This window comes from Amycolatopsis sp. NPDC034160, from assembly GCF_055575355.1.
Map to the genome: position 1 here is coordinate 25,513 of NZ_JBVISU010000008.1, position 19,618 is coordinate 45,130.

The following is a 19,618-nucleotide window of genomic DNA, read 5'->3' on the forward strand; positions in this document are numbered from 1 at the left end:
CGCCTTCGCGCCCACCACGAGATCCTCCCCTGTGTCCGCTCGCTGAGCGGCCGCCTGACCAGCCTCACCCTGGCATGGCGGTGGAGTGCACACCACAAGACAAACGGAGGTAGTCGGCATGTCGCACGCGAAGCGACCAGAGGGTCGCTCCGGAAACCCGCGCAGTGCCAACGGTTTCCCCGTCCGCGGTTTTCGCTACGCCCTCGATACAGCCGAACCACGGCGGCACAAGGCCGCCCCGGTGTCGGCACTGACACCGGGGCGGCCTTGTGCCGCCGGATTCAGGTCGGCTTGCCAGATTCCTAGCCGAAGTTCACGTCACTGCACCACATGTAGGTCTGGTCCAGGTGTGAGGCCTGCCAGATCGTGAACACGATGTGGTGTCCCCGGTAGGCGCCGGAGGTCCGGACGTTGAACGTGATGTCCTTGGCCGGGGCGTACCTGCCGGTCTGCGTGATGAAGTCGAGGTCGCCCCAGCCGAGACTCTGGGTGGCGGGGTCGTACCCGTTCTTGCTGACGTAGACACGGAAGTAGTCAGCACCATGGCTGGCCTGGTCGTACAGGTGCATCGAGAAGTCGCTGCCGATACTGGTGGTCTTCCACGGGCCCGGGGTGTTGAGGGAGTTGTTGCGTGCGAGGCCGTTGCTGCAGAGCTGTCCATTGGGAGTGGACCCCTCGAAGTTTCCGCGGAGGCCGTCCCTCAGCGCGCTCATCCAGTTCCACATGGTGTCGGCGTTGGCTTGGAACGCCTGCCAGCACATGGGATCTTGCTGTTGCATGGCGGGATTCGTGTGCTGGCTGCCCCAGGCTTTCCAGCACTGGTAGGCGCGGGTGGCGGGACCAACGATGGTGCCGTGTGCCGAAGCCGCCGGGACCATGACGAACATGCCGGCGAGCGTGGCGATGACCAGTGCGATGATGCTCCGCCGTCTGGTAACGGACCTCGAGGTGCTGCACATACGCATGGATGTGACTCCATTCTCGGGATGATCGACGATGATCAATATGGGAGCGCTCCCAGAGCACCCAACAGCGTATACGCCCCCTCGCGAAACTTCAACGAACCAGTGGGCAATGCGCGTGGTTTGTTTCGCACTTCTTTGAAGTGATCTTCCCTTTCCGTGCGCTGACCTGCCCTTTCCATCACGACGGCGCTGGGCGCGATCGCGCCGCCGCCGATGCGGGGCGGCGGGCTGACCGAGCCGAGACCAGGATCGGTTTTCAGCGCGGCGAGGTGGTGTGCTTGATCAGTCGTCGCGAAAGGCGGCGATGTCGTCCCCGATGGGCACTTTGGTCAGCGTAGCCCCGGTGCGTGTCAGGCACCCGGCGTTCAGGCCGTGTCAGGGCGGTGTCAGCGCCGCGTCAGCGCACTCGGCGATCGTGGTCCCCGCAAAGTCATTCGAGCTCAAGGCTTCACCAGAAGGGGTTGCGACATGGTGGACGGAACATCCGAGCAGGGACGGGTTCGACGCAGGACAGTCTTGGCCGGAGCATTGACCACGGGCGCGCTCGTCGGTCTTGCCGGGCAGGCCGGCGCGGCCGAGGACAGCCAGAGCGGCGCTGGCGTCGAGCACGGCTGGGGCAAGGTCGCCGACGTCTTCCGCCGGAACTTCAAGGAAAGCCCCGGGGAAGTCGGCGCGGCGTGCAGCGTCTACGTGGGCGGCCGCCAGGTCGTCAACCTGTGGGGCGGCCTCGCCGACCGCGAGGCGAACCGGCCGTGGCGCAAGAACACCATCGTCCAGGTCGCGTCCACCACAAAGGGCGCCACCGCCATCTGCGCGCACATGCTGGCCCAACGCGGCGAACTGGACCTCGACGCCCCGGTCGCCCGATACTGGCCGGAATTCGGCGACGCGGGCAAGGAAGAGATTCCGGTGCGCTGGCTGCTGTCGCACCAGGCCGGCCTTCCGATCGTCGACGGCCCGCTGACCTTCGAGCAGGCATGCGCCTGGCACCCGGTCATCCGGGCACTCGAAGCACAGAAACCGCTGTGGAAACCGGGGACCGAGCACGTCTACCACAGCGTCACGTACGGATTCCTGGTCGGGGAAGTCGTCCGCCGGATCACCGGCAAGTCACTCGGCACGTTCTTCGCCGACGAGGTCGCCCGGCCGCTCGGACTCAGCGCCTGGATCGGGCTACCCGAGAAACACGAACGCCGAGTGGCCAGAATCCACTACGCCGCGCCGTTCACCCTGGAAGAACTGATCGCCGGCATGATCAACCTGACCGGGCTGGACGCGGACACCGTCACCAGGTGGGTCAAAGCCCTCTGGGAGCCCGGCTCCGTGCAGGCCCGGGCAGGCGAACTGGGCGGCGCCCTCGACCCCACCACCGACTACTTCACCTCCCGCGCCTGGCGCGCCGCGGAGTTCCCGGCCGCGAACATGCTCGCCGACGCGCGATCGGTGGCCAGGATGTACGCCGCCACGGTGAGCACCGTCGACGGTATTCGGCTGCTGAATCCGGCCACCGTGAAGAACATGACCGCCGTCCAGACCGACAAGACACCGATGCACGGACTCCCCCCGGGACTGCACATCCCGGCCGACCGCTCCTTTTACATGTCACTCGGATTCCACCGGGCATGCCCGCCGATGCCGATGACCGGACCGGGAGCCTTCGGACATCCCGGCTCCGGCGGATCGATCGGCTTCGCCGACCCCGACGCCGGTGTCGGCTTCGGCTACGTCACCAACCTCTGGAACTTCCGACCCGACGACCCCAGGGCAGCGAACCTCGCCAAAGCCGTCCGCTCCTGCCTCGGATAACGGGGTCCCCTTGATCGGCGGCAGAGCGTATGGGTCATGAAACTTCGGGCACCCTGCCTCCAAGTTGCCGGTCTGCCGCGGACGATCGGCAGCTCGGGCCCCGCCGGTTGACGGACCAGCCGGCGCGGCCTGAGCTGTTCGGCTCACGTCACCGGAGGTTTAGCGGCACATGGACGACGGGTGTTGTGGTGGGCTGCGGAGAACCAGTCGCGGGCTCGACGGTGATTCCGACGCCGCTGACATCGGCTGCGAGGGGTACGGCGACTGTTCCGGCGTCCGACCGTAGAAGTCCTCCCGATTGTGCGCCTCGAGAGCTGATGAGCCACACCTGGTAGACCTGGCGGACATCGAGTCGAGGCAGGCCTTGTGCGGTGATGATGGCTTCGCCGCTCTGTCGGGAGAATTCAACGATGGTGGACCCGCCCCGAGTTCCATCGGCGTGGACCACCGCCCTGTCCGGCGCCACGATAGGTTCGGAGACCGGGACAGAAGCCGAGGGCGTCGTGCCGACGGTAACGCCACCAACGAAAACCGCCGCCGCGGCGGCGACGGCCACGGCAGCCACAGCGGCACGTTTAAGCCAACCCCGGGGTAAGTTCTTCTCCGCCTCGATCAAGGGCGGTGCCTGCCGCGTGACGGTGATCTCGGTGAGGATCCGCCTGCGCAGGCCGTCGCCGGGGTCGATGGTCATCGCCGCGCCGAGTGTTGCCGCGGTTTCACGGAGTTCGGCGACCTCTCGTGCGCACGTCGAGCAGGTGGCCAGGTGCCGGGTGAAGGTGGCTCGTTGGAGGTCGGTGACCGCGTCCAGCGCGTAGGCGCCGGTCAGGGTATGGGCTTCGGCGGTGGTCATCGTGTTACTCCTACCGTGTCGCGCAGCCGGATCAGGCCGTCACGGACCCGGGTCTTGATGGTGCCGAGGGCGACGCCGAGCTTGTCGGCGACCTCTTGGCAGGTGAATCCGTGGAAGTAGGCGAGCAGGATCGATTCCCGCTGCAGTTCGGTGAGCCCGGCCAGTGCCTCGCGAACCAAGTGGTGTTCCTCAGTGGACACTGCCGCTTCGGCCACGTCGTCGTACGGACGACGCAGGTCCAACAGGTCGGCCCGATCCTCGCGGTTACGGGCGGACTGCTCGGAACGGACCCGGTCGATCGCCCGCCGGTGCGCGATCGTCAGGGCCCAGGTGGTGACCTTGGCGCGAGCCGGGTCGAACCTCGCGGCCTTGCGCCAGATCTCGAGCATGACTTCCTGGGTGACCTCTTCGGCGAGGGCCCGGGATCGGCAGACCTGAAGTACGGTGCCGAAGATCGGACCGGCGAGCCGGTCATAGAGAGCCGCGAAGGCCTGTTCGTCACCGCGCGCCGAAAGACCGAGCAGTTCCTCCGACGTCGGCGGGGTGTCGAGCGCGTGATGGAGCGATGGACGGAGGGCGATTACGGTGGCGCGCGCGGCGGCCATGACGAGTCCTTCCCGGCCGAAGCCGAGCCTGCACTTCGCGACGAACGGACTGCGCCGCGGGCGAGCTGTTACCGATGATTCGTCGGCGAGCGCCGTCCGTATTGGTATGGGTTTCCGGAGAGCTTGTCCCACCCGATCGGGTGAAGCCGGGTGTCGGTGTGGTCACAAGGCCAATCCCGACGACCCGGTGGCGCCGAAGACAGCGCATGACCGCCCCTGAACGGACCACCCCCGAGAGCCCCGTGCCGCCGCAGCGAACCCGGTTGCGTTTCTTCGCGGCCGCGTTCACCGGAGTCCTCGCCTTGGCCGCCGCGCTGGCGATCGGGCATCTGGTGGCCGGTTTCATCAGCATCAACGCGTCGCCGTACCTCGCCGTGGGCAACGGCGCCATCGACCTGACGCCGGTCGAGCTGAAGGATTTCGCGGTTCGTACCTTCGGCGTCTACGACAAGCTGGTACTGCTGGGCAGCATGGCTGCGGTCATGGTCCTGGCCGCAGCGCTCGCCGGAGTTCTGTCACGGCGCTCGCCCGTTCCAGGCACGGTGATCATCGCCGTCTTCGGGCTGATCGGGACGTTCGCGGTGTCTCAGCGTCCGGACCTGACGGTGGTCGCGCTCGTCGCGCCGCTCGCCAGTCTGCTCACCGGGATCGCGGTTTTCCTTTTCCTCCACCGGATCGCCCCGCGCGTATGGCGCGAGCCGGACTCCGAGGAGAAGGCGGGTACCTCTCGGCGGGCGTTCCTGATCGGCGGGGCTGGTGTCGTGGTCGGCGCCGGTGCCGCGGGGCTGGGCGGTCAGCTGATCAGCTCGACGCGGGACGCGACGGCATCACGTGAAGCGATCGGGAAACTGGTCCCCGCGCGGACCGCGCCGACGATCCCGGTCGACGCCGACTTCGCGAAACTGGGCACCCCGCCGTTCCTGACACCGAACGACAAGTTCTACCGCGTGGACACCGCGCTTTCGGTACCTCAGCTGCGTGCGGAGGACTGGAGTCTGCGGCTGCACGGCATGGTCGACCGCGAAATCCGCTACAGCTACGACGACATCCGGAACAGGCCGCTGCTCGAACGCACCATCACGATGACCTGCGTGTCCAACGAAGTCGGCGGGGACTACGTGTCCACGTCCAACTTCATCGGCGTCGAACTGGCCGATCTGCTCGCCGAGGCCGGCGTGAAACCCGGTGCGGAGCAACTGTTCTGCACCAGTGTCGACGGCTGGACATCGGGCACACCGGTGGCCGCGGCACAGGACCGCGATCGCGGCGCGATGCTGGCCATCGGCATGAACGGCGAGCCGCTTCCCCTCGAACACGGGTTTCCCGCCCGGCTCGTCACGCCCGGGTTGTACGGCTACGTATCAGCCACGAAATGGGTCGTGGACATCGAAGTCACCACTTGGGCGGCACGCCAGGCGTACTGGCTCAAGCGAAGCTGGGCGCAAGAAGCACCCATCAAGACCGAATCCCGGATCGACTCGCACCGCGGGTTCGCGAACGTCCAAAAAGGAAAAGTGCGGGTCGCGGGCGTGGCCTGGGCACAGCACACCGGAATCGACAAGGTCGAGGTCCGCATGGACCAGGGTCCCTGGCAGGTCGCCACCCTCTCGCGGGAGGTCAACCAGAACACCTGGCGGATGTGGTGGACCGAAGTCGACGTGCCCGCCGGAGTACACCAGGTCTTCTGCCGCGCCACCGACAAATCCGGCTACACCCAGACCGACCAGCGCGCGGGCACCGTTCCCGACGGCGCGACCGGTTGGCACAACGTCACGTTCACCGCCGCCTGAGAAAGATCGACGAACGACCAATCCGCGTCACTGACAGCCTCGAATCCCTTGCAAGAAGACAAAAAAACAACAGTCCATAGTGGACAAAACCAGCCGCCTTCATCTTGGAGTGAATTTCATGAACAAGCTTCGTGTCGCAGGAATCGGTTTCACCGCGGTCGCCGCCCTGGCCCTGTCCGCCTGCAGCGGTGACGACGCCCCTGCATCCAGCAATGCCGGCAACACCCCCGCGCCCGCCTCGGCACCGATGTCCAGCTCCGGTACGACCGGCTCGCCCGACGGCGTGACCACCAACGCCGACGTGTTCGGCCCGGCCTGTTCGCAGCTGCCGCAGGGCAGTTCGCCCGGTTCGCTGGACTCGATGGGCCCGCAGCCCGTCGCCAGCGCCGCCTCGACCAACCCGCTGCTGACCAAGCTGGTCGCCGCGGTCAAGGCCACCAACCTGGTCGACACCCTCAACAGCCAGGAAGCCATCACCGTATTCGCGCCCGCCGACCCCGCCTTCGCCGCACTGGGCGACGCGAAGTTCACCGAACTGGCGGGCAAGCCGGACCAGCTGGCCCCGATCCTGCAGTACCACGTCGTCGGCAAGCGCTACGACGCCAAGGGCCTCGCCACCGCCGGTTCGGTCGACAGCCTCAACACCGCCGGCGGACCGGTCAAGATCGAAGGCACCGGCGACAACATGACCGTCAACGGCGCCAAGATCCTCTGCGGCAACATCCCCACCAAGAACGCCACCGTCTTCGTCATCGACAAGGTCCTCACCCCCGGCACCAACAAGAACTAGCCCTCACGTCCGGGTCATCGCCTTCCCCCGTCGATGACCCGGTCACGGTGGCCGCCGCAGCTGTCGGACTCTTCAGCCGCGGTGGCCACTTCCATGCCCGCACCGCCCATCCGGGGTGCGGGCTCCAGCCACGCGGCAGGATGAGCACGACCTGCCGCCTGGGGAACGCTGTAGCGGCGGCGTTCCGCCGGTCGTCGCCGTCGCTCTACTCCATGGCCACGGCGACGACCGGCCCCCTCCGCGATCCCCGGGGACACCGGGTCAGAAGTCGGACGCGAGAACCACCTGTCCCCCGGCGTCGAGCACCCGGAATCCGGCCGCACTCGCGCGCAGCACGGAACTGTTGAGATTGCAGCGCATTTCCGTGGCACCGGTGCCGATGAACTCGCCCGCGGCCGCCTGCGCCCCGGCCTCGTCCAGGACCAAGACGCGATAACGCTTGTCCGCGTCGAAGCCCGTCCCGGTCAGTTTGATTTCGACCCCCCAAGTGTGGGGCACCAGCCTGGCGGAAGCGTGGATCGCCGGAACCTGCGCCGAAACCGGCACGGCTTCGAAGGGCCCTGGCGCCGGTGCGTCCGGATGCGCGATCCAGCCGACACTCGCACCGCAGACCAAAGCGAACACCGCGGCCACGGCCCACCGCGGGGGCCGTGGCCGGCGGCGGTGCTGTTCCGTACCCACCGCCCGCACGACCGCGTCGCCGAGATCGGGTGGAACCGATACCTCCCCGAGTTCGCTGACCTGCGCGGCATCGGCCAGGCTGAGCGCACGCACGACCGGACTCAGTTCTCGCAGCTCCGACCGGCATTCCGCACAGCCGGACAGATGCGCGTCGATCGCGAGTCGTTCGTGTTCGTCAAGCCGGTCGAGCGCGTAGCCGCCCAAGTTCTCCCGCAGGACGCGGTGATCATCGGGATTCACAGCTCGACCCCCATTTCCTCCATCGCGACGCGAAGCGCCCGCAGTCCGTAGAACAACCTCGTGCGCAGTGTCCCGACCGGGATGCCCAGTCCGGCGGCCACCTCCGCGTACGGTCTGCCGCGCAAATGGGTTTCGACCAGGCACACCCGGTGTTCCGGGGTGATCCGCCGCAGCGCCTCTTCCACGAGCCAGGCGTTGACCCGTCGCTCGTCGAAGCCCGGGTCGGTGGGCTCATCTGCCAGACCGAAATCCCTGGCCGGGCGAACGGACCGGCGGCGTATTTCGTCGGTAATCACGTTCCTCGCGATCGCGAACAGCCATACCCGCAGGCTCGCCACCTCGGGATCGAACCTTTCCGCCGCTCGCCACGCTCTCAAGAACACCTCCTGCACCACGTCCTGGGCCGCGCCGTCGTCGTTCAGCTGCCGCATCGCGAACCGGTACAGCTCCGGTCCGTGCGCGTTGTACACCGCACGGAGCGCGTGTTCCCCGGTCAGGCCGAGGCCACCAACGGCCGATCTGCTCATTCCGTGTCCCTCCTGCCGAACTGTGTTCGGAACAGGTAGGGCGAATGTTCAGCCGATCCCCGATTTTTCCGGGAATGGATGAACGCGAAGGACACCACGGCCGTATACACCGGCCGTAAACCCCTCTCGACAACAGGAGCTGACATGCGCAGAACCACCCGCGCGCTGGTGACCGGAAGCGTGATCCTGACCCTCATGGCGAGTGGAACCGTCGCCTCCGCCACGCCAACAGGGAAGAGCGACTGCGACATCCTCGTCTTGAGCGAGAACGGCACCCTGAGCAGACACCACTGCGAACGGCCATTGCTGCCCGCTTCGACGAAACGCATCTCCGGCCTGGCCGAAGGCGACCGGCTGATCGGCGTCGACACCCGGCCCGCCACCGGCGCGCTCTATGCGCTGTCCGGCTCGGGGCAGCTGTACCGGATCGACGCCAAGACGGCCAAGGCCACCGCGGTCGGTTCGCGGATCACCTCAGGCGGCAAGGCGATCGGTTTCGACTTCAACCCGGTCGTCGACCGGATCAGGGTCGTGACCGACAGCGGCGTCAACCTCCGCCTGCACCCCGACACCGGGGCGCTCGCGGGCACCGACACACCGTTGAGCTACCCGGGCCGGTCTCAGACTCCCCGCGTGACCGCGTCCGGCTACACCAACAGCGTCGCCGGAGCGACCTCAACCGCGCTCTACGGCCTCGACTCCAAACACGACACCCTGGTCAAACAGGGCAGCCTGCCCGGCGAGACACCAGTCGTGTCGCCCAACGCCGGCCAGCTCACCACGATCGGCGGACTGGGGCTGGACATCAGCTCGGTGAACGGCTTCGACGTCGCCGGCGCCGCGAAAGCCGGTGCGTTCGATCCGCGCGACTACAAGGCCGTCGCGGCCGTCCGGGCACACGGTATCCCGTTCCTGGTCCGCGTCGACCTGACCACCGGCCGAGCCCGCGTCCTGTCGCCGCTGCTCACGCAGCCGGTCGGCCTCACCCTGACAAGCTGATCCTCCTACCCGCGCGGAGTGGACGGTGCGCCGGCGAAGCATTCGGCCTACCTGCTGGTTCTTTTGTTCGCCGAATGAGTGACATCGCCGTCCCGCACCACCCATCCGCTTCGCTGTCTCGAAACCCCTTTGACGACAGTCGAAGGGGAACCAACTTGAACGGGAATCCGGATCCAGCGAACGACGGGGCCGAGCCGCCCCTTCCGGTGGACATCGACCAGGAAGTCGAACGGCTGACCCAGCGAGTCTCCTGGGCGGCGGAGGTCAGGCTCGAACTGTCGAACCGCCCTGAACTACGTCGCGTCCATGCGACGGTGGTGAACTGCCTGAGTTTCGGGCGTAGTGAACACGAACCGCTGGGCGCGGTCGTGCTGGTGGTCGACGAGCTGGTCTCCAACGCCTACCGGCACACCACCACTCCCGGCAAACTCGGCGTCATCCGTACAGACCGCGGCCTCCTGGTCGAAGTCACCGATGACGACCCCGACGTCGAGTGGACGAAAGCGAGAACGGAAGAACGACCCGGCTCCGGCTATCACGGACTTCGTCTTGTCACCCACCTGTCGCTCGAGTGGGGAGCATTGCCCAAAGAGTCCGGGAAAGTGGTGTGGGCGCTGGTTCCCGCGCAGATGCACTACGAGCGGTGAGAGCGTCGGCCGGTGCTCTCACCGAGGTTGTGAACGTTGCCACGACGCCGAAGGAGCTGACGGCAGACGGTCTACTCCTGATCGACGCCCTCCCACGAACTCCAGCGCGAAGCCGCGCCTGAGCTTGTGTCTGTTGGTTTCTCGGGCTCGGTGACTACTAAGGGTCGCAGAGTGCGGGCGGCGATCTGGAGGCCTTGTTGGGTCTTGTCGAGAGTGCCGCTCCATTCTGGGTCTTCGTGTTCGACTGCGACGTCGCCGTCGTATCCGGCTGTATGGAGTGTGTCGATGATGCGGTTCCAGTCCAGCTGTCCGAGGCCGGGGATGCGGTATCGCCACCATCCGGCATCGGTGGGCGAGGCGCGTCCGACTGTTCCGCCAAAGACTCCGTAACGGGTGCGTGCCCGCTGGTCGATCTCGATGTCTTTGGCGTGGAAGTGGCCGACGAGGCCTGCTTGCAAGGCGTGTTCGAGGGCGTCGAGTGGTTCGATGCCGAGCCGGGGCAGGTGGGAGGGGTCGTAGGCGAGGCCGAAGCCGAGGTTGGCCATCCAGTCCCACAGCTCAGGCGAGTAGGCCAGATTGGCTGGGTCTCTGTCGGGGTGCCAGTCTTCCATCGGGCAGTTCTCGGCGAGCAGCCTCACGCCGCGGTCGGCCGCGTACCGTGCCAGCGGGGGCAGATGCTGCTCGGCTTGCTTGAGGTCGTCGGCGACCCGCAGGGTGATGTCCCGGCCGATGAAGGTGGTGACATGCCGGACGCCCAGGAGTGCTGCCGCGTCGATGCAGGCCCGCAGATGCCGGTGGACGCGATCGCGTTCGGTGGGATCACAGTGCAGGTTGTTGCCGCAGTAGGTCACTGCGGAGATGGTCAAGCCGTGATGGGCCATCAAGTCCTTCACGCGGGCGGCTGCGTCGGTGGTGAAGCCGGCCACGTCCAGGTGAGCGGCCTGATGGAGGTGTTCGCTGCCGACGGGCCAGGCCGCCACCTCCAGCGCCTGGTATCCGGCCTGCGGTGCCCACTCGGCGACCTGTTCCAGGGACATGTCGCCGAGAGCGGCCGTGAGCAGTCCAAGCTTCATTCGTCCTACCTCGCTGGCTAGTTGCTCGAGAGTCGGTTAGTTGTTGTGCGTACGTGCCGCTCCCGTGCCGGCGCGGCATCGTCCGGCGCTGCTCGTCGTCCGTGATCGGAACGTGTACGCGGGCCGGAGATCGGTTCGCCGCGGAGGAGCTTGCGAAGCGATGCGGCTGTGTCGTGCCGTGAGGGGTGGTCCTGGCCTTGTCGTTCCCGCTGGATGCGGTGGATCTCGACGAGTTCGCGGATCGCCCGGTCCACGAGGCGGTCGTCGCGTGGCTCCGTCTGTACCTCGGCAAGGTGGAGGTATTTTAGGGTTTCCAGCGTGTCGGGGTGACGGTCTCCCTGGATACGTGCGCGGTCTTCGGCCAACGCTTGCAGGAAGGGAAGCGCCTGTGCCCCCTGACCGTTGACCACGAGGATCTTGCCCTGGGAATGCCGCGTGTCAAGAGTGTCGGCATGGTCTTGGCCCATTTCGTCGGTGCGGTTGGTGATTACGGCGGCGTAGTCACTCACCGCTTGATCCACCAGTCCGAGTCGTCCGCGGAGCCAGGAGTGCCGGCATTGCAGATGCCGCAGCATCAGCATGTCGGTTCCCGGCGTCTCGGTTAGGCGGTTCTGCAACACGCGGAACCCGTCGTCGGCCTCGTGTAACCGGCCCTGACCGGCCTGCGCCCAGTGCAACTGCAGCGTCGTCCGCGGATCAGCAGAGCCGAACGCTCGCTGTTCGTCCTCGCTGAGCGCGCGCAAACTGGTTTCCGCCTGCCTGTACCGGCCGAGTTCGGACAGAGCCTCGGCCCAGGCACGTCGCACTCCGAACCCGGCCGGGTGGCAGTAGCCCAGAGAGACCAGCTGCGGGGAAACGGCCTGGATCAGCTCGAGGGCGGTGTGCTCGTCCCGGTCCGCGATCAAGGTCTCTGCCAGCGTGGCCACTGTCGCCAGGACGATCGCTGAGCCTTCCGCGCCGTACGCCCCGGCGGGGCACGCGTTCAGCAGTTGTCGCCATTGCTCGACCACGGCCCGCGTTTCCTCGCGGTCATCGTCGCTCATCGTCCTCAGGTCGCCGCCGGGAAGCAGTAGCGATCCTGTGCCCTCCACAACGCTGTCCGCGGTATGGCTGACTTTCCGGCTCTGAGTGAGACAGACCCAGGCGTGACGGGGAGCGGCAGTGCCGACGGGCAACACGGTGCCGGTCTTCGGCCCAGGAGGTTCTTCTCGCGGCCGCGACTCACCGACTGCGTCAGGGGCTCGCGTCTGCGAGGAGGCCGTCTGAGCCGGACTCTCTTGGGGTGCGGTAACGGGTTCGCTGTTGCGTGCACCGTGGTTCATCGCACGGCGGATCCTGGCGGCGATGTCGGTGTCGCTGATCTGCGCGACTACGTTGTCCACCAGGTTGAGGTAGTCGGCAAAGGCCTGACCGACCGTCTCGTCCCGCTGGGAATCGTCGATGTTCACAGAGTGCCCTCCTTCCGCGGAGTTGATGCTGGGCGCTGGACCCGATCGATCCGGTAGTCCTTGCCCAGACTCTCTTTCAGAGTCTTGCGGGCGTGAGCCAGGTTCTGGCGGACGGCGTCGGAGCTCTTGCCGAGGAGCTCGACGATCTCACGGGGTTTGAACGCCAAGAGAGCCAGCTCGGCGACGTCGCGTTGGGCCTTTGGCAGCACGCCCAACATCTGACTCACCCACTCCCGGCTCTCCCAGCCGTCCAGGTCGTGGTCGATGTAGGAGTCAGGCGTGAGGTGGTAGCCCTTGAGCTCCCGCTCGGGTCGCTGCCGCTCTCGTTTTCGCCGGTCGTAGAAGGTGTGCAGTACAGCTGTGCGGACCCACGCCTTGGGATGCCTCAGCGTGCCCCACGACTTCTTGCGGATCATGTCGACGATGACGTCTCCGATCGCGTCCTCCGCGTCCTCTTTGCTCGCGCCGATGTACATCAGCGACGTGAGGAAGTGCCGATAGTTCTCCTCCATGAAGAGCTGAAAGCCTGCCAGCGGGTCAGGGTCTGGTGCGGGCACGCCGCCCCCGCCAACCTGTTCTCGATCCACCGCGCCTCCGATCGCTCCATCGCCATCGAGCCCTCCTGTTCCGCCCTGTCAAAGAACTAGGCGAGCGAGGAAGCTCCACCGTGAAACCTGAGTTCGAATTTCTTCGGTAGCGTGCCCCCGGCCCGACGAGAGAAGCTCAGCCGAGCACGAGAGCCAAGATGAGGACGACCACCGCCACGAGCACTGTGGCGAAGATCGAATGGGTGGTCATGTAGGTGTTGATGATCGCTGCTGCGGCGAAGTTCGCCACGGTCGAGACGTCAGTGCCTGCCGGCTGCGAAACATGTCGACCTGCTTCCTGGGAGCGGTCATCTTCTGCCCTGCAGTCATCGCTTCTGCTCTCGTGGAAATTCACCTTGGGTAGCCCTTTCTCACGTAGAAAGAATTCTGCCGTACTCATTTGGCGTCTCACGCAGGCACCGCGTGAAATTTCATGCAGCGCAATCGACGTTCAACTGACCGCCGATCCCACTACCGGGCCGCTGCGTAAGATCATCCCGATACGACGGCGGTCACCGCACCTGACTGCGATGGTCCAGCGGCGTACCGCGATCCGGGTGAACTCGGACAGCCGACGCAGGCCGATCCGGACGTCGTTGCATGGATACGAAAGCCTGGTGCAGTTGGGCAGCATCATTAGGCCGAAGAAGCACCGCGCCGCTGAACAGGGCGTGCGGTGCGCTCTCCATAGATGCGGGGTAGGACACGGTGGAGGGCGACAGGTCATGGCGGGTGCTCAGCTCGGTCGTCGACCGTTCCAGCTGAAGGTCGGCGAGCAACCTCGCCCTGGTGTCTCCGTAGAGTCGTGTGAGTGCGTCTGGATCACGGGCGTTCCGGGTTTCCAGCCCTCTGTCGGGATAGTTGATGGCCGCGGACCGCATACCTGTGCGGTGAGATTCGGCCAGTTGAGAATACTCGGCGACAGCACTAGATCGCGGGTGCCGAGATCGGCCTCCTCGTGGTGTGCGCCGATGTCGATCGCCACGCTCCAGAGGACGTAACGGTCATTATCGATACCTGGTCCCGGAAGCTACTACCGCCAGACCTTCTGCACTAGCCAACGACCAAGCCGAACAGCCGCGTCGTATCGCTGGGCAACCGTGAGTGTCCGAAGAGGACCGAAAGACGTTCGGCGCTCTCATCGGCCGCTTCGTCGGCGACCTCACCGCCCGGCTCGCGGTCATCGACGACGAAACGGCCGGTGGTTAGCCGCCGACCGTTTCGTTCTTCCTCACTTGCCGCAGAAGACTGTCTTGAGGAGCTTGTTCAGCGCCGCCGGGAGCGCCGCCTCGCTGGCGGTGGCCCCGAAGGTGACCGAGGCGTTCATCGTCTTGCTGCCGTTGTGGCTGAGGACGGTGCCGCCGCAGTCCGGACCCAGGTCCTTCGAGTACTGTCTGAGACCGTAGCGGCCGCTGTACGGACGTCAAAATCGACATTGAAATCGCCCCTAGTGTCCAGACACGAAGAAGCCCAGGCCGCGTGGCCTGGGCTTGCGCTCCCCCGCTTGGACTCGAACCAAGAACCCTCCGGTTGACTGATTCCAGTCGGTACCTGGTCTCCGCCCGCCGCCGGGTCGTTCGAAGCCAAAACGGACCACGAGTACACCCGACGCCCCGAACAGATCGAACTCGCCACAGCGCACGGTAAGTAGGCCTCGCCGGTGGACCGCGACTTCCTGTAGAACAGAATTGGCCACTTCAACGAGAGCCCGCGCGAGGCAGTCGCCGAAGACACGGCCAGTCGGGGTCTTTGCTGGCTTTCCAGGTCCTGTTCGCCTGCCAGGACACGCACTCCTTGCGCAGGATCTACCGGACGGTCTCGGTACTCGCCCTGATCCATGCGTGTGCGGCGACCAGCAGTTGACCCCGCCCACCGAACAGACACCTGTTCCCTGAACGCCGCGCGGCGCCCGGCACACCCGGCCGCCGCAAAGGGATCGAAGCAGGTGACAAACTCGGCAAACACCGGTGGGTGATCGAACGAACCATGGCCTGGCTCACCGGATACCGCCGCCTGACCCTGCGCTACGAACGCAAAGCCGAACACTTCCTCGCCTTCCTGACCCTCTGAGCCACCCTCACCTGCCACAAGAGACTCCACAAACTCACCACGTAAGACACCCTCTTATCCGCACCCTGAGAACTGACGGCGAATCAACGACTCGACCCGAGGGGGTCCATGACGGTCACATAGGGCGCGGATTCCAAGGGGCGGTCGGTGAAAAAGCGGACCGTCAAATCGGCGACGTCGGCCGCGCGCTCCAGGACGACCCAGTGGTCGGAATCCTTGATCGTGAGAAACCGGCTGCCGGATATGGTGGCCGCGAACTCGCGCTGCCGTTCGGGAGCGGTAATGGAATCGTGTTCGCCAGTGAACACCAGTGCCGGCACCCCGGACAGGCCACCGTCGAAGGACGGGCCGCTGATCAGGGAACGACGCAGGTAATCCATCACGTGCGGAACATGGACGGCGACGTGAAGCATCGACCGCCGCACGTACCGATACACGAGGGAACGTCGCGGGATGCGGCGATTCTCATCGAGGCACAGCTGCATTTTCGCGGCCACCGTGGCGAACTCCTCGGTCGCCCCGATCGCGAGGTGGTCGGCCGCCTCGCGCAACGATTCCCTCTGTGCCGCGTCGGTATGCGAGACCACTCCGCCGAGGATCAGCCGCGCGATGCGGTGAGGGCTGCGCTGAGCGCAGCCGAAGGCGAGTTCCGCTCCGTAGGAATACCCGAACAGGTTGACCCGCGGTACACCGAGATCGTCGATGATCCGGTCGAGGGCGGCGCACATGAAGTCGGTGCCGGCACCGGGAGGCAACGGGTCCGACGTCCCCATTCCGGGGAGGTCCGCCGTCACCAGGCACGCGATCGGGGTGATCCGATCCTCCATATGCGGCCAGCCGTTACTGCCCTGGAGCCCGCCGCCGATCACGATCACCGGCTCGGTCCGCGGGTCGGACTGCCGGAGCAACCGGTAACTGAACTGTGTCCGACCGATCGCCAGTGGACGGACAACTTCCTCGTGCATGCTCTACTTTCTGCTCCGAATGTGGTGTCGAGCCAGGGCTCAGCAGCCTTTTGTAAGGACGAGGGCGGCGTTGTGGCCGCCGAAGCCCATCGAGATCTTGACCGCGCACTCGAACTCGGCAGTCCGGGCTTCCTTGGTCACCACGTCGATCGGTATGCGGATGTCCCTGGTCTGGAAGTTCGCCGTGGGCGGCACCAATTGCCGTTCCAGGGCCAGCACGGTCAACGCGGTCTCGATGCCCCCCGCCGCGCCGAGAGTGTGCCCGGTCATCGGCTTGGTCGAGGTCACCAGCGGCTCCTCGCCGAGGACCCGGCGCAGCATGGTCGCCTCGATGAGGTCGTTCATCACGGTGGACGTCCCGTGGGCATTGACATGGCCCACTTCGGCCGGCGCCACGCCCGCGTCGTCCAGCGCGGTCCGCAGCGCACGCTCGATTCCCTTGCCGTCGGGTTCCGGTGCCACCGCCGCGTAGGCGTCGCTGGAGGCGCCGTAGCCCGCGATGCCCGCCCGTACACGCGCTCCGCGAGCGACGGCGTGATCGGGTCGCTCCAAGACGACCAGACCGGCACCCTCGCCGACCACGAAACCGTCGCGGTCGGCATCGAACGGACGGCACGCCGTCGACGGATCGTCCCGGCGCGTGGACACCGCCCTCATCTGGCAGGCACTGGCGATCAGCAAGCGGGAGCACACGGATTCGGCGCCACCCGCGATGACGATGTCGCACGCACCCGAGCGCAGCAGCTGCAGGGCGGTGCCGATCGCGACCGTGCCCGAGGAGCATGCGGTGGAGACACTCAAGCTCGGTCCGCGCGCGCCGAGGTCCATGCAGACACTGCTGGCGGCGCTGTTCACCGTGGTCATCGGTGCGAGCTTGGGCGAGACACGGCGTGCGCCTTTTTCGGCGAGGACGGTGCTTTGCTGGTCGTAGAAGGGGAGGCCGCCGTGGGCCGAGCCGATGACCACCGCGATCCGATCCGTCTCCCAAACCGAGGTGTCGAGACCCGCGTCCGCCACCGCTTCCCGCGCCGCGATCACCGCGAGCTGCGAGAACCGGTCCATCATCCGCAACGCCGGTACGCCCAGCAGGCTCACGGTGTCGAGGTCGTCGACGGTGTACATGAAGTCGCACGACAGACCGCTAAGTTCGTCCTGGTGTCGCACCCCCTTGACGCCGCCGGGTTGTGTCACACCACGCCAAGCGATCTCGGCTCCGACTCCCGCCGCGGTGACCAGCCCCAGACCCGTCACTGCGGCGGTGAGACGCGGTGCCGTCATGCGGCGAGCTTCTCGTCGACGACCGCGGCCAACTGTTCCACGGTCTCCCGGGAGGTCAACTGGACGTCTTCGAGGTCGATGCTCAGGTTCTCCTCGAGGAGCACACGCAACTCTTCCAAAGCGAGGGAGTCCATGCCCAATTGGTGCAGTGAAGCTCCGGAACGAACTTCGGCCGGTTCCACCCCGAATTTTCGGGTCAAGAGGATGGTGATCTCTTCTGCGACGGTCACGCTGGCATTGCCTCCTATTCGATCTTCGCATCCTGCCGTTGTCACGACACAGCAGCAGATGCCCACAGACTGCGTTTATACCCCTGACAGGCTAAACTTTCACTTTTTGACTCGATGGAGTGAAAAACGCCGGAACGAATTTTCGAACAATTGTCATAAATGGCAAGTTCAGCGATAAGAAGAAGGCCTGCAACGAAAGGATGGCCCACTTCCAGGGCGGACCCGCACGCGACGGGGGCGTTGCCGTCAAGGGAGAAGCGTTGGCGCGCCACTATTGTTCGCGTTATCGTCCGTGAACGAGCATACAAGCCAGAAGACGACCGACAAGCATCGGGTCAGTCGCCCGGCTTCCCACATCCGTCCCAGCGTTCAACTCCGATCGCCCATCGAGCTGCCACGATTGACGTCAGCGCATCGTGCAACGTGACCCACACGCGAAACAAACCATAACCTCGTCTTATGGTCACTGCCACATACCCCTCCCCCAGGAAACTCCGGCCGGCAATGTGGACATCCAGCCATGACGACCGACTTGGGACTGACCAGCGGCGACTCGGCGTTTATTACTCGAGCGCCCCCGTCAATACGCGCACGCACAATACACTCGAACCAGTGACCACAAGATGGCCGGAGCGACGACTTCCGTGACACGACCGTGGGAATCGCCGCTCGGCTCTGTTCGTTCGTCTTGAGCGCGGCGTTTCTGCGCCTGGTGTCATGTCCGCTACGGCGTGGTCGGGCAGACGCCCGCGGCGAGCCACTTCTCCCGAAGGTCGGCCGGGATGGTCAAGGCGGTCGACTGGCCGTTGGTGAGGGTGCGGACGCTGCCGCCGAGCGGAAGACTGCTCGCCTTGTCGAGCACCGCCGTGGCCGCCCGGCTGCGGTCCTCCAGCAGTCGCATGGCCTGTACGCCTGCATCGACCGCACGGTCCCAGCCACGTGAGCGCGGCACCTCGAGCAAGTCGGTGACGACCTGTCGGACCATCGCGGCGACCAATTCGCTCGACGGCCACCAGGTCGGTGACGACGGCGTCGGCGAGCGGATCACCCTGGTACTTCAGTGTTTCGAGCGCCGTCCGGGGGCAGCCCGAACTCGTTGTGATGGCCATGGGCGATCACTGGCTGTGACACTCTCGGTCATACCTGCTCGATCCGGGACGCGCCGGAGCTTCGCGAGACGGCATCATTTCGATACTGCCGGGTCGTCCGAGGGTGGGGTGGCAAGGCACGGCAGGTCACCGAGCGGAAGTGTGCGCGACACCGTTTTCCGGAGTGACAGGGCGGGTACCAGCTAGGTGACGTCATGACTTTCACTCGGGGTTGCCAAGCCGCGGCGCGGCTGTCACGACAAGGACTGGTGGTTCATGGGGTTGGGTTCCTGGATCGGCCGCGAACTCGCGATCAAGGTTCGTTCTCCGCGTGCTGCACGGCTGGATGCCGAACGATCGGCGAAGGTGGACGCCTGGGCGGGGAAGCATCGAGTGCTCAGTACCTTCGCCTCAGGTCTGATCTTTGCCGGACTCGCCTGGTTGATGGCGGAAAGACGCGACGGGTCCACCCCAGGAGAGATTCTCGTGTGGGAGCTGATCCTGGTTCCGGCCGGACTGATCAGCGCTTGGATCGCCTGTACACGCATCAGACGGCGCGCGCTCGCTTCGCCTGACCGGAAGTCTCCGCACTCGACCTGAAGGGCCGTTCCGCCTGGAACGACGTCGATGCGCAGCGAAACAAGCGGCCTGGTGTCGCGTGATCCTGTTGCCTTGCGTCCGCTGTGGATCCAGTGGTTTTGGCAACACGGACTACACGACACTAAGTGTCACCGGCGTGGTTACCGCAGGCAGGTGATCCAGTAGCTTCCCTCGAGATCCCGGCTGACACCATGGGTCTCACTGGGGAAACCGGGGAATTCCCGGTCGAATGTTTCCAGCGCGCGCAGATAACGCCACACGGGACCGTCCGCGTCGCCGGTGCTCTCGCCGGGCATGAGCACCGGGATTCCCGGTGGAGTGGTGACGGCCTGCGTCGCGACGGTACGTCCGGCGATGTCGGCGAGGCGCACCGGTTCCG

19 protein-coding genes and 1 pseudogene are annotated in these 19,618 nt (G+C 65.9%); 7 read left to right on the forward strand and 13 right to left on the reverse strand.

Going from position 1 to position 19,618, the window contains the following annotated elements:
• Nucleotides 1–302: 302 nt before the first annotated feature.
• A complete protein-coding gene (locus ACZ54P_RS17915; protein WP_465462653.1) occupies nt 303–965 on the reverse strand; it encodes a lytic polysaccharide monooxygenase auxiliary activity family 9 protein in 663 nt (220 codons plus the stop codon).
• A 516-nt stretch (nt 966–1,481) separates the two neighbouring features.
• Between ACZ54P_RS17915 and ACZ54P_RS17920 the strand changes: the two genes are divergently transcribed.
• The gene (locus ACZ54P_RS17920) at nt 1,482–2,771 is read left to right on the forward strand and encodes a serine hydrolase domain-containing protein (RefSeq protein ID WP_465462654.1); all 1,290 of its coding nucleotides are present in this window, start codon (nt 1,482–1,484) and stop codon (nt 2,769–2,771) included.
• 148 nt (nt 2,772–2,919) lie between these two features.
• On the opposite strand, the gene ACZ54P_RS17925 is transcribed toward ACZ54P_RS17920, so the two are convergent.
• Both ACZ54P_RS17925 and sigK read right to left on the reverse strand, forming a co-directional pair.
• On the reverse strand, nt 2,920–3,621 hold the full coding sequence (locus ACZ54P_RS17925; protein WP_465462655.1) for an anti-sigma factor: 702 nt from the start codon (nt 3,619–3,621) through the stop codon (nt 2,920–2,922).
• The gene (gene sigK / locus ACZ54P_RS17930) at nt 3,618–4,226 is read right to left on the reverse strand and encodes an ECF RNA polymerase sigma factor SigK (protein WP_465462656.1); all 609 of its coding nucleotides are present in this window, start codon (nt 4,224–4,226) and stop codon (nt 3,618–3,620) included. Before sigK ends, ACZ54P_RS17925 begins: the two co-directional genes overlap by 4 nt.
• A gap of 206 nt (nt 4,227–4,432) precedes the next feature.
• Here sigK and ACZ54P_RS17935 point away from each other — a divergent pair, with 206 nt between their 5' ends.
• Together ACZ54P_RS17935 and ACZ54P_RS17940 are read left to right on the forward strand one after the other, a co-directional pair.
• The gene (locus ACZ54P_RS17935) at nt 4,433–6,016 is read left to right on the forward strand and encodes a molybdopterin-dependent oxidoreductase (protein ID WP_465462657.1); all 1,584 of its coding nucleotides are present in this window, start codon (nt 4,433–4,435) and stop codon (nt 6,014–6,016) included.
• A gap of 118 nt (nt 6,017–6,134) precedes the next feature.
• Nucleotides 6,135–6,806, forward strand: a complete 672-nt coding sequence (locus tag ACZ54P_RS17940; protein WP_465462658.1) for a fasciclin domain-containing protein — start codon at nt 6,135–6,137, stop codon at nt 6,804–6,806.
• Between the two features lie 261 nt (nt 6,807–7,067).
• Here the strand turns inward: ACZ54P_RS17940 and ACZ54P_RS17945 are convergent, their stop codons facing one another.
• Together ACZ54P_RS17945 and ACZ54P_RS17950 are read right to left on the reverse strand one after the other, a co-directional pair.
• On the reverse strand, nt 7,068–7,727 hold the full coding sequence (locus ACZ54P_RS17945; protein ID WP_465462659.1) for a zf-HC2 domain-containing protein: 660 nt from the start codon (nt 7,725–7,727) through the stop codon (nt 7,068–7,070).
• The gene (locus ACZ54P_RS17950) at nt 7,724–8,254 is read right to left on the reverse strand and encodes a sigma-70 family RNA polymerase sigma factor (protein ID WP_465462660.1); all 531 of its coding nucleotides are present in this window, start codon (nt 8,252–8,254) and stop codon (nt 7,724–7,726) included. The genes ACZ54P_RS17945 and ACZ54P_RS17950 overlap by 4 nt, the downstream gene beginning before the upstream one ends.
• 144 nt (nt 8,255–8,398) lie before the next feature.
• Between ACZ54P_RS17950 and ACZ54P_RS17955 the strand changes: the two genes are divergently transcribed.
• Together ACZ54P_RS17955 and ACZ54P_RS17960 are read left to right on the forward strand one after the other, a co-directional pair.
• Entirely contained in the window at nt 8,399–9,253 is an 855-nt protein-coding gene (locus ACZ54P_RS17955) for a DUF4394 domain-containing protein (RefSeq protein WP_465462661.1), read from the forward strand.
• Nucleotides 9,254–9,408: 155 nt separating this feature from the next.
• The gene (locus ACZ54P_RS17960; protein ID WP_465462662.1) at nt 9,409–9,900 is read left to right on the forward strand and encodes an ATP-binding protein; all 492 of its coding nucleotides are present in this window, start codon (nt 9,409–9,411) and stop codon (nt 9,898–9,900) included.
• Nucleotides 9,901–9,971: 71 nt separating this feature from the next.
• On the opposite strand, the gene ACZ54P_RS17965 is transcribed toward ACZ54P_RS17960, so the two are convergent.
• Genes ACZ54P_RS17965 through ACZ54P_RS17975 form a run of 3 tightly spaced genes read right to left on the reverse strand, consistent with a single transcriptional unit; the run spans nt 9,972 to nt 12,978 of the window.
• Complete coding sequence (locus tag ACZ54P_RS17965; RefSeq protein WP_465462663.1) at nt 9,972–10,973, reverse strand: sugar phosphate isomerase/epimerase family protein; 1,002 nt, start codon at nt 10,971–10,973, stop codon at nt 9,972–9,974.
• 17 nt (nt 10,974–10,990) lie between these two features.
• Nucleotides 10,991–12,421: a hypothetical protein gene (locus tag ACZ54P_RS17970; protein WP_465462664.1), complete on the reverse strand. Its 1,431-nt coding sequence runs from the start codon at nt 12,419–12,421 to the stop codon at nt 10,991–10,993.
• Nucleotides 12,418–12,978 (reverse strand): RNA polymerase sigma factor, encoded by a 561-nt coding sequence (locus ACZ54P_RS17975; RefSeq protein ID WP_465462665.1) that lies wholly within the window; start codon nt 12,976–12,978, stop codon nt 12,418–12,420. Before ACZ54P_RS17975 ends, ACZ54P_RS17970 begins: the two co-directional genes overlap by 4 nt.
• A 1,956-nt stretch (nt 12,979–14,934) precedes the next feature.
• Here ACZ54P_RS17975 and ACZ54P_RS17980 point away from each other — a divergent pair.
• Nucleotides 14,935–15,078: pseudogene (locus ACZ54P_RS17980) on the forward strand (transposase); the annotation flags it as partial.
• Nucleotides 15,079–15,161: 83 nt separating this feature from the next.
• Here the strand turns inward: ACZ54P_RS17980 and ACZ54P_RS17985 are convergent.
• The 4 genes from ACZ54P_RS17985 to ACZ54P_RS18000 form a co-directional block, all read right to left on the reverse strand.
• Nucleotides 15,162–16,043 (reverse strand): alpha/beta fold hydrolase, encoded by an 882-nt coding sequence (locus ACZ54P_RS17985; RefSeq protein WP_465462666.1) that lies wholly within the window; start codon nt 16,041–16,043, stop codon nt 15,162–15,164.
• Between the two features lie 39 nt (nt 16,044–16,082).
• On the reverse strand, nt 16,083–17,321 hold the full coding sequence (locus tag ACZ54P_RS17990) for a beta-ketoacyl-[acyl-carrier-protein] synthase family protein (RefSeq protein ID WP_465462667.1): 1,239 nt from the start codon (nt 17,319–17,321) through the stop codon (nt 16,083–16,085).
• A complete protein-coding gene (locus tag ACZ54P_RS17995) occupies nt 17,318–17,551 on the reverse strand; it encodes a phosphopantetheine-binding protein (protein ID WP_465462668.1) in 234 nt (77 codons plus the stop codon). Before ACZ54P_RS17995 ends, ACZ54P_RS17990 begins: the two co-directional genes overlap by 4 nt.
• A 724-nt stretch (nt 17,552–18,275) precedes the next feature.
• Nucleotides 18,276–18,599, reverse strand: coding sequence for a hypothetical protein (locus ACZ54P_RS18000; protein ID WP_465462669.1), 324 nt, complete (start codon nt 18,597–18,599; stop codon nt 18,276–18,278).
• Nucleotides 18,600–18,915: 316 nt separating this feature from the next.
• Here ACZ54P_RS18000 and ACZ54P_RS18005 point away from each other — a divergent pair, with 316 nt between their 5' ends.
• Nucleotides 18,916–19,239, forward strand: coding sequence for a hypothetical protein (locus ACZ54P_RS18005; protein ID WP_465462670.1), 324 nt, complete (start codon nt 18,916–18,918; stop codon nt 19,237–19,239).
• 140 nt (nt 19,240–19,379) lie between these two features.
• On the opposite strand, the gene ACZ54P_RS18010 is transcribed toward ACZ54P_RS18005, so the two are convergent.
• Entirely contained in the window at nt 19,380–19,610 is a 231-nt protein-coding gene (locus ACZ54P_RS18010; RefSeq protein ID WP_465462671.1) for an Orn/Lys/Arg family decarboxylase, read from the reverse strand.
• Nucleotides 19,611–19,618 lie beyond the last annotated feature (8 nt).

Excerpts from the sequence above, each read along its gene's own strand:
- ACZ54P_RS18005 (WP_465462670.1), top strand. The coding sequence starts at position 18,916 with ATGGGGTTGGGTTCCTGGATCGGCCGCGAACTCGCGATCAAGGTTCGT.
- ACZ54P_RS17935 (WP_465462657.1), top strand. The coding sequence starts at position 4,433 with ATGACCGCCCCTGAACGGACCACCCCCGAGAGCCCCGTGCCGCCGCAG.
- ACZ54P_RS17965 (WP_465462663.1), bottom strand. The coding sequence starts at position 10,973 with ATGAAGCTTGGACTGCTCACGGCCGCTCTCGGCGACATGTCCCTGGAA.
- ACZ54P_RS17925 (WP_465462655.1), bottom strand. The coding sequence starts at position 3,621 with ATGACCACCGCCGAAGCCCATACCCTGACCGGCGCCTACGCGCTGGAC.
- ACZ54P_RS17915 (WP_465462653.1), bottom strand. The coding sequence starts at position 965 with ATGCGTATGTGCAGCACCTCGAGGTCCGTTACCAGACGGCGGAGCATC.
- ACZ54P_RS17990 (WP_465462667.1), bottom strand. The coding sequence starts at position 17,321 with ATGACGGCACCGCGTCTCACCGCCGCAGTGACGGGTCTGGGGCTGGTC.
- ACZ54P_RS17950 (WP_465462660.1), bottom strand. The coding sequence starts at position 8,254 with ATGAGCAGATCGGCCGTTGGTGGCCTCGGCCTGACCGGGGAACACGCG.
- sigK (WP_465462656.1), bottom strand. The coding sequence starts at position 4,226 with ATGGCCGCCGCGCGCGCCACCGTAATCGCCCTCCGTCCATCGCTCCAT.
- ACZ54P_RS17985 (WP_465462666.1), bottom strand. The coding sequence starts at position 16,043 with ATGCACGAGGAAGTTGTCCGTCCACTGGCGATCGGTCGGACACAGTTC.
- ACZ54P_RS17955 (WP_465462661.1), top strand. The coding sequence starts at position 8,399 with ATGCGCAGAACCACCCGCGCGCTGGTGACCGGAAGCGTGATCCTGACC.
- ACZ54P_RS17940 (WP_465462658.1), top strand. The coding sequence starts at position 6,135 with ATGAACAAGCTTCGTGTCGCAGGAATCGGTTTCACCGCGGTCGCCGCC.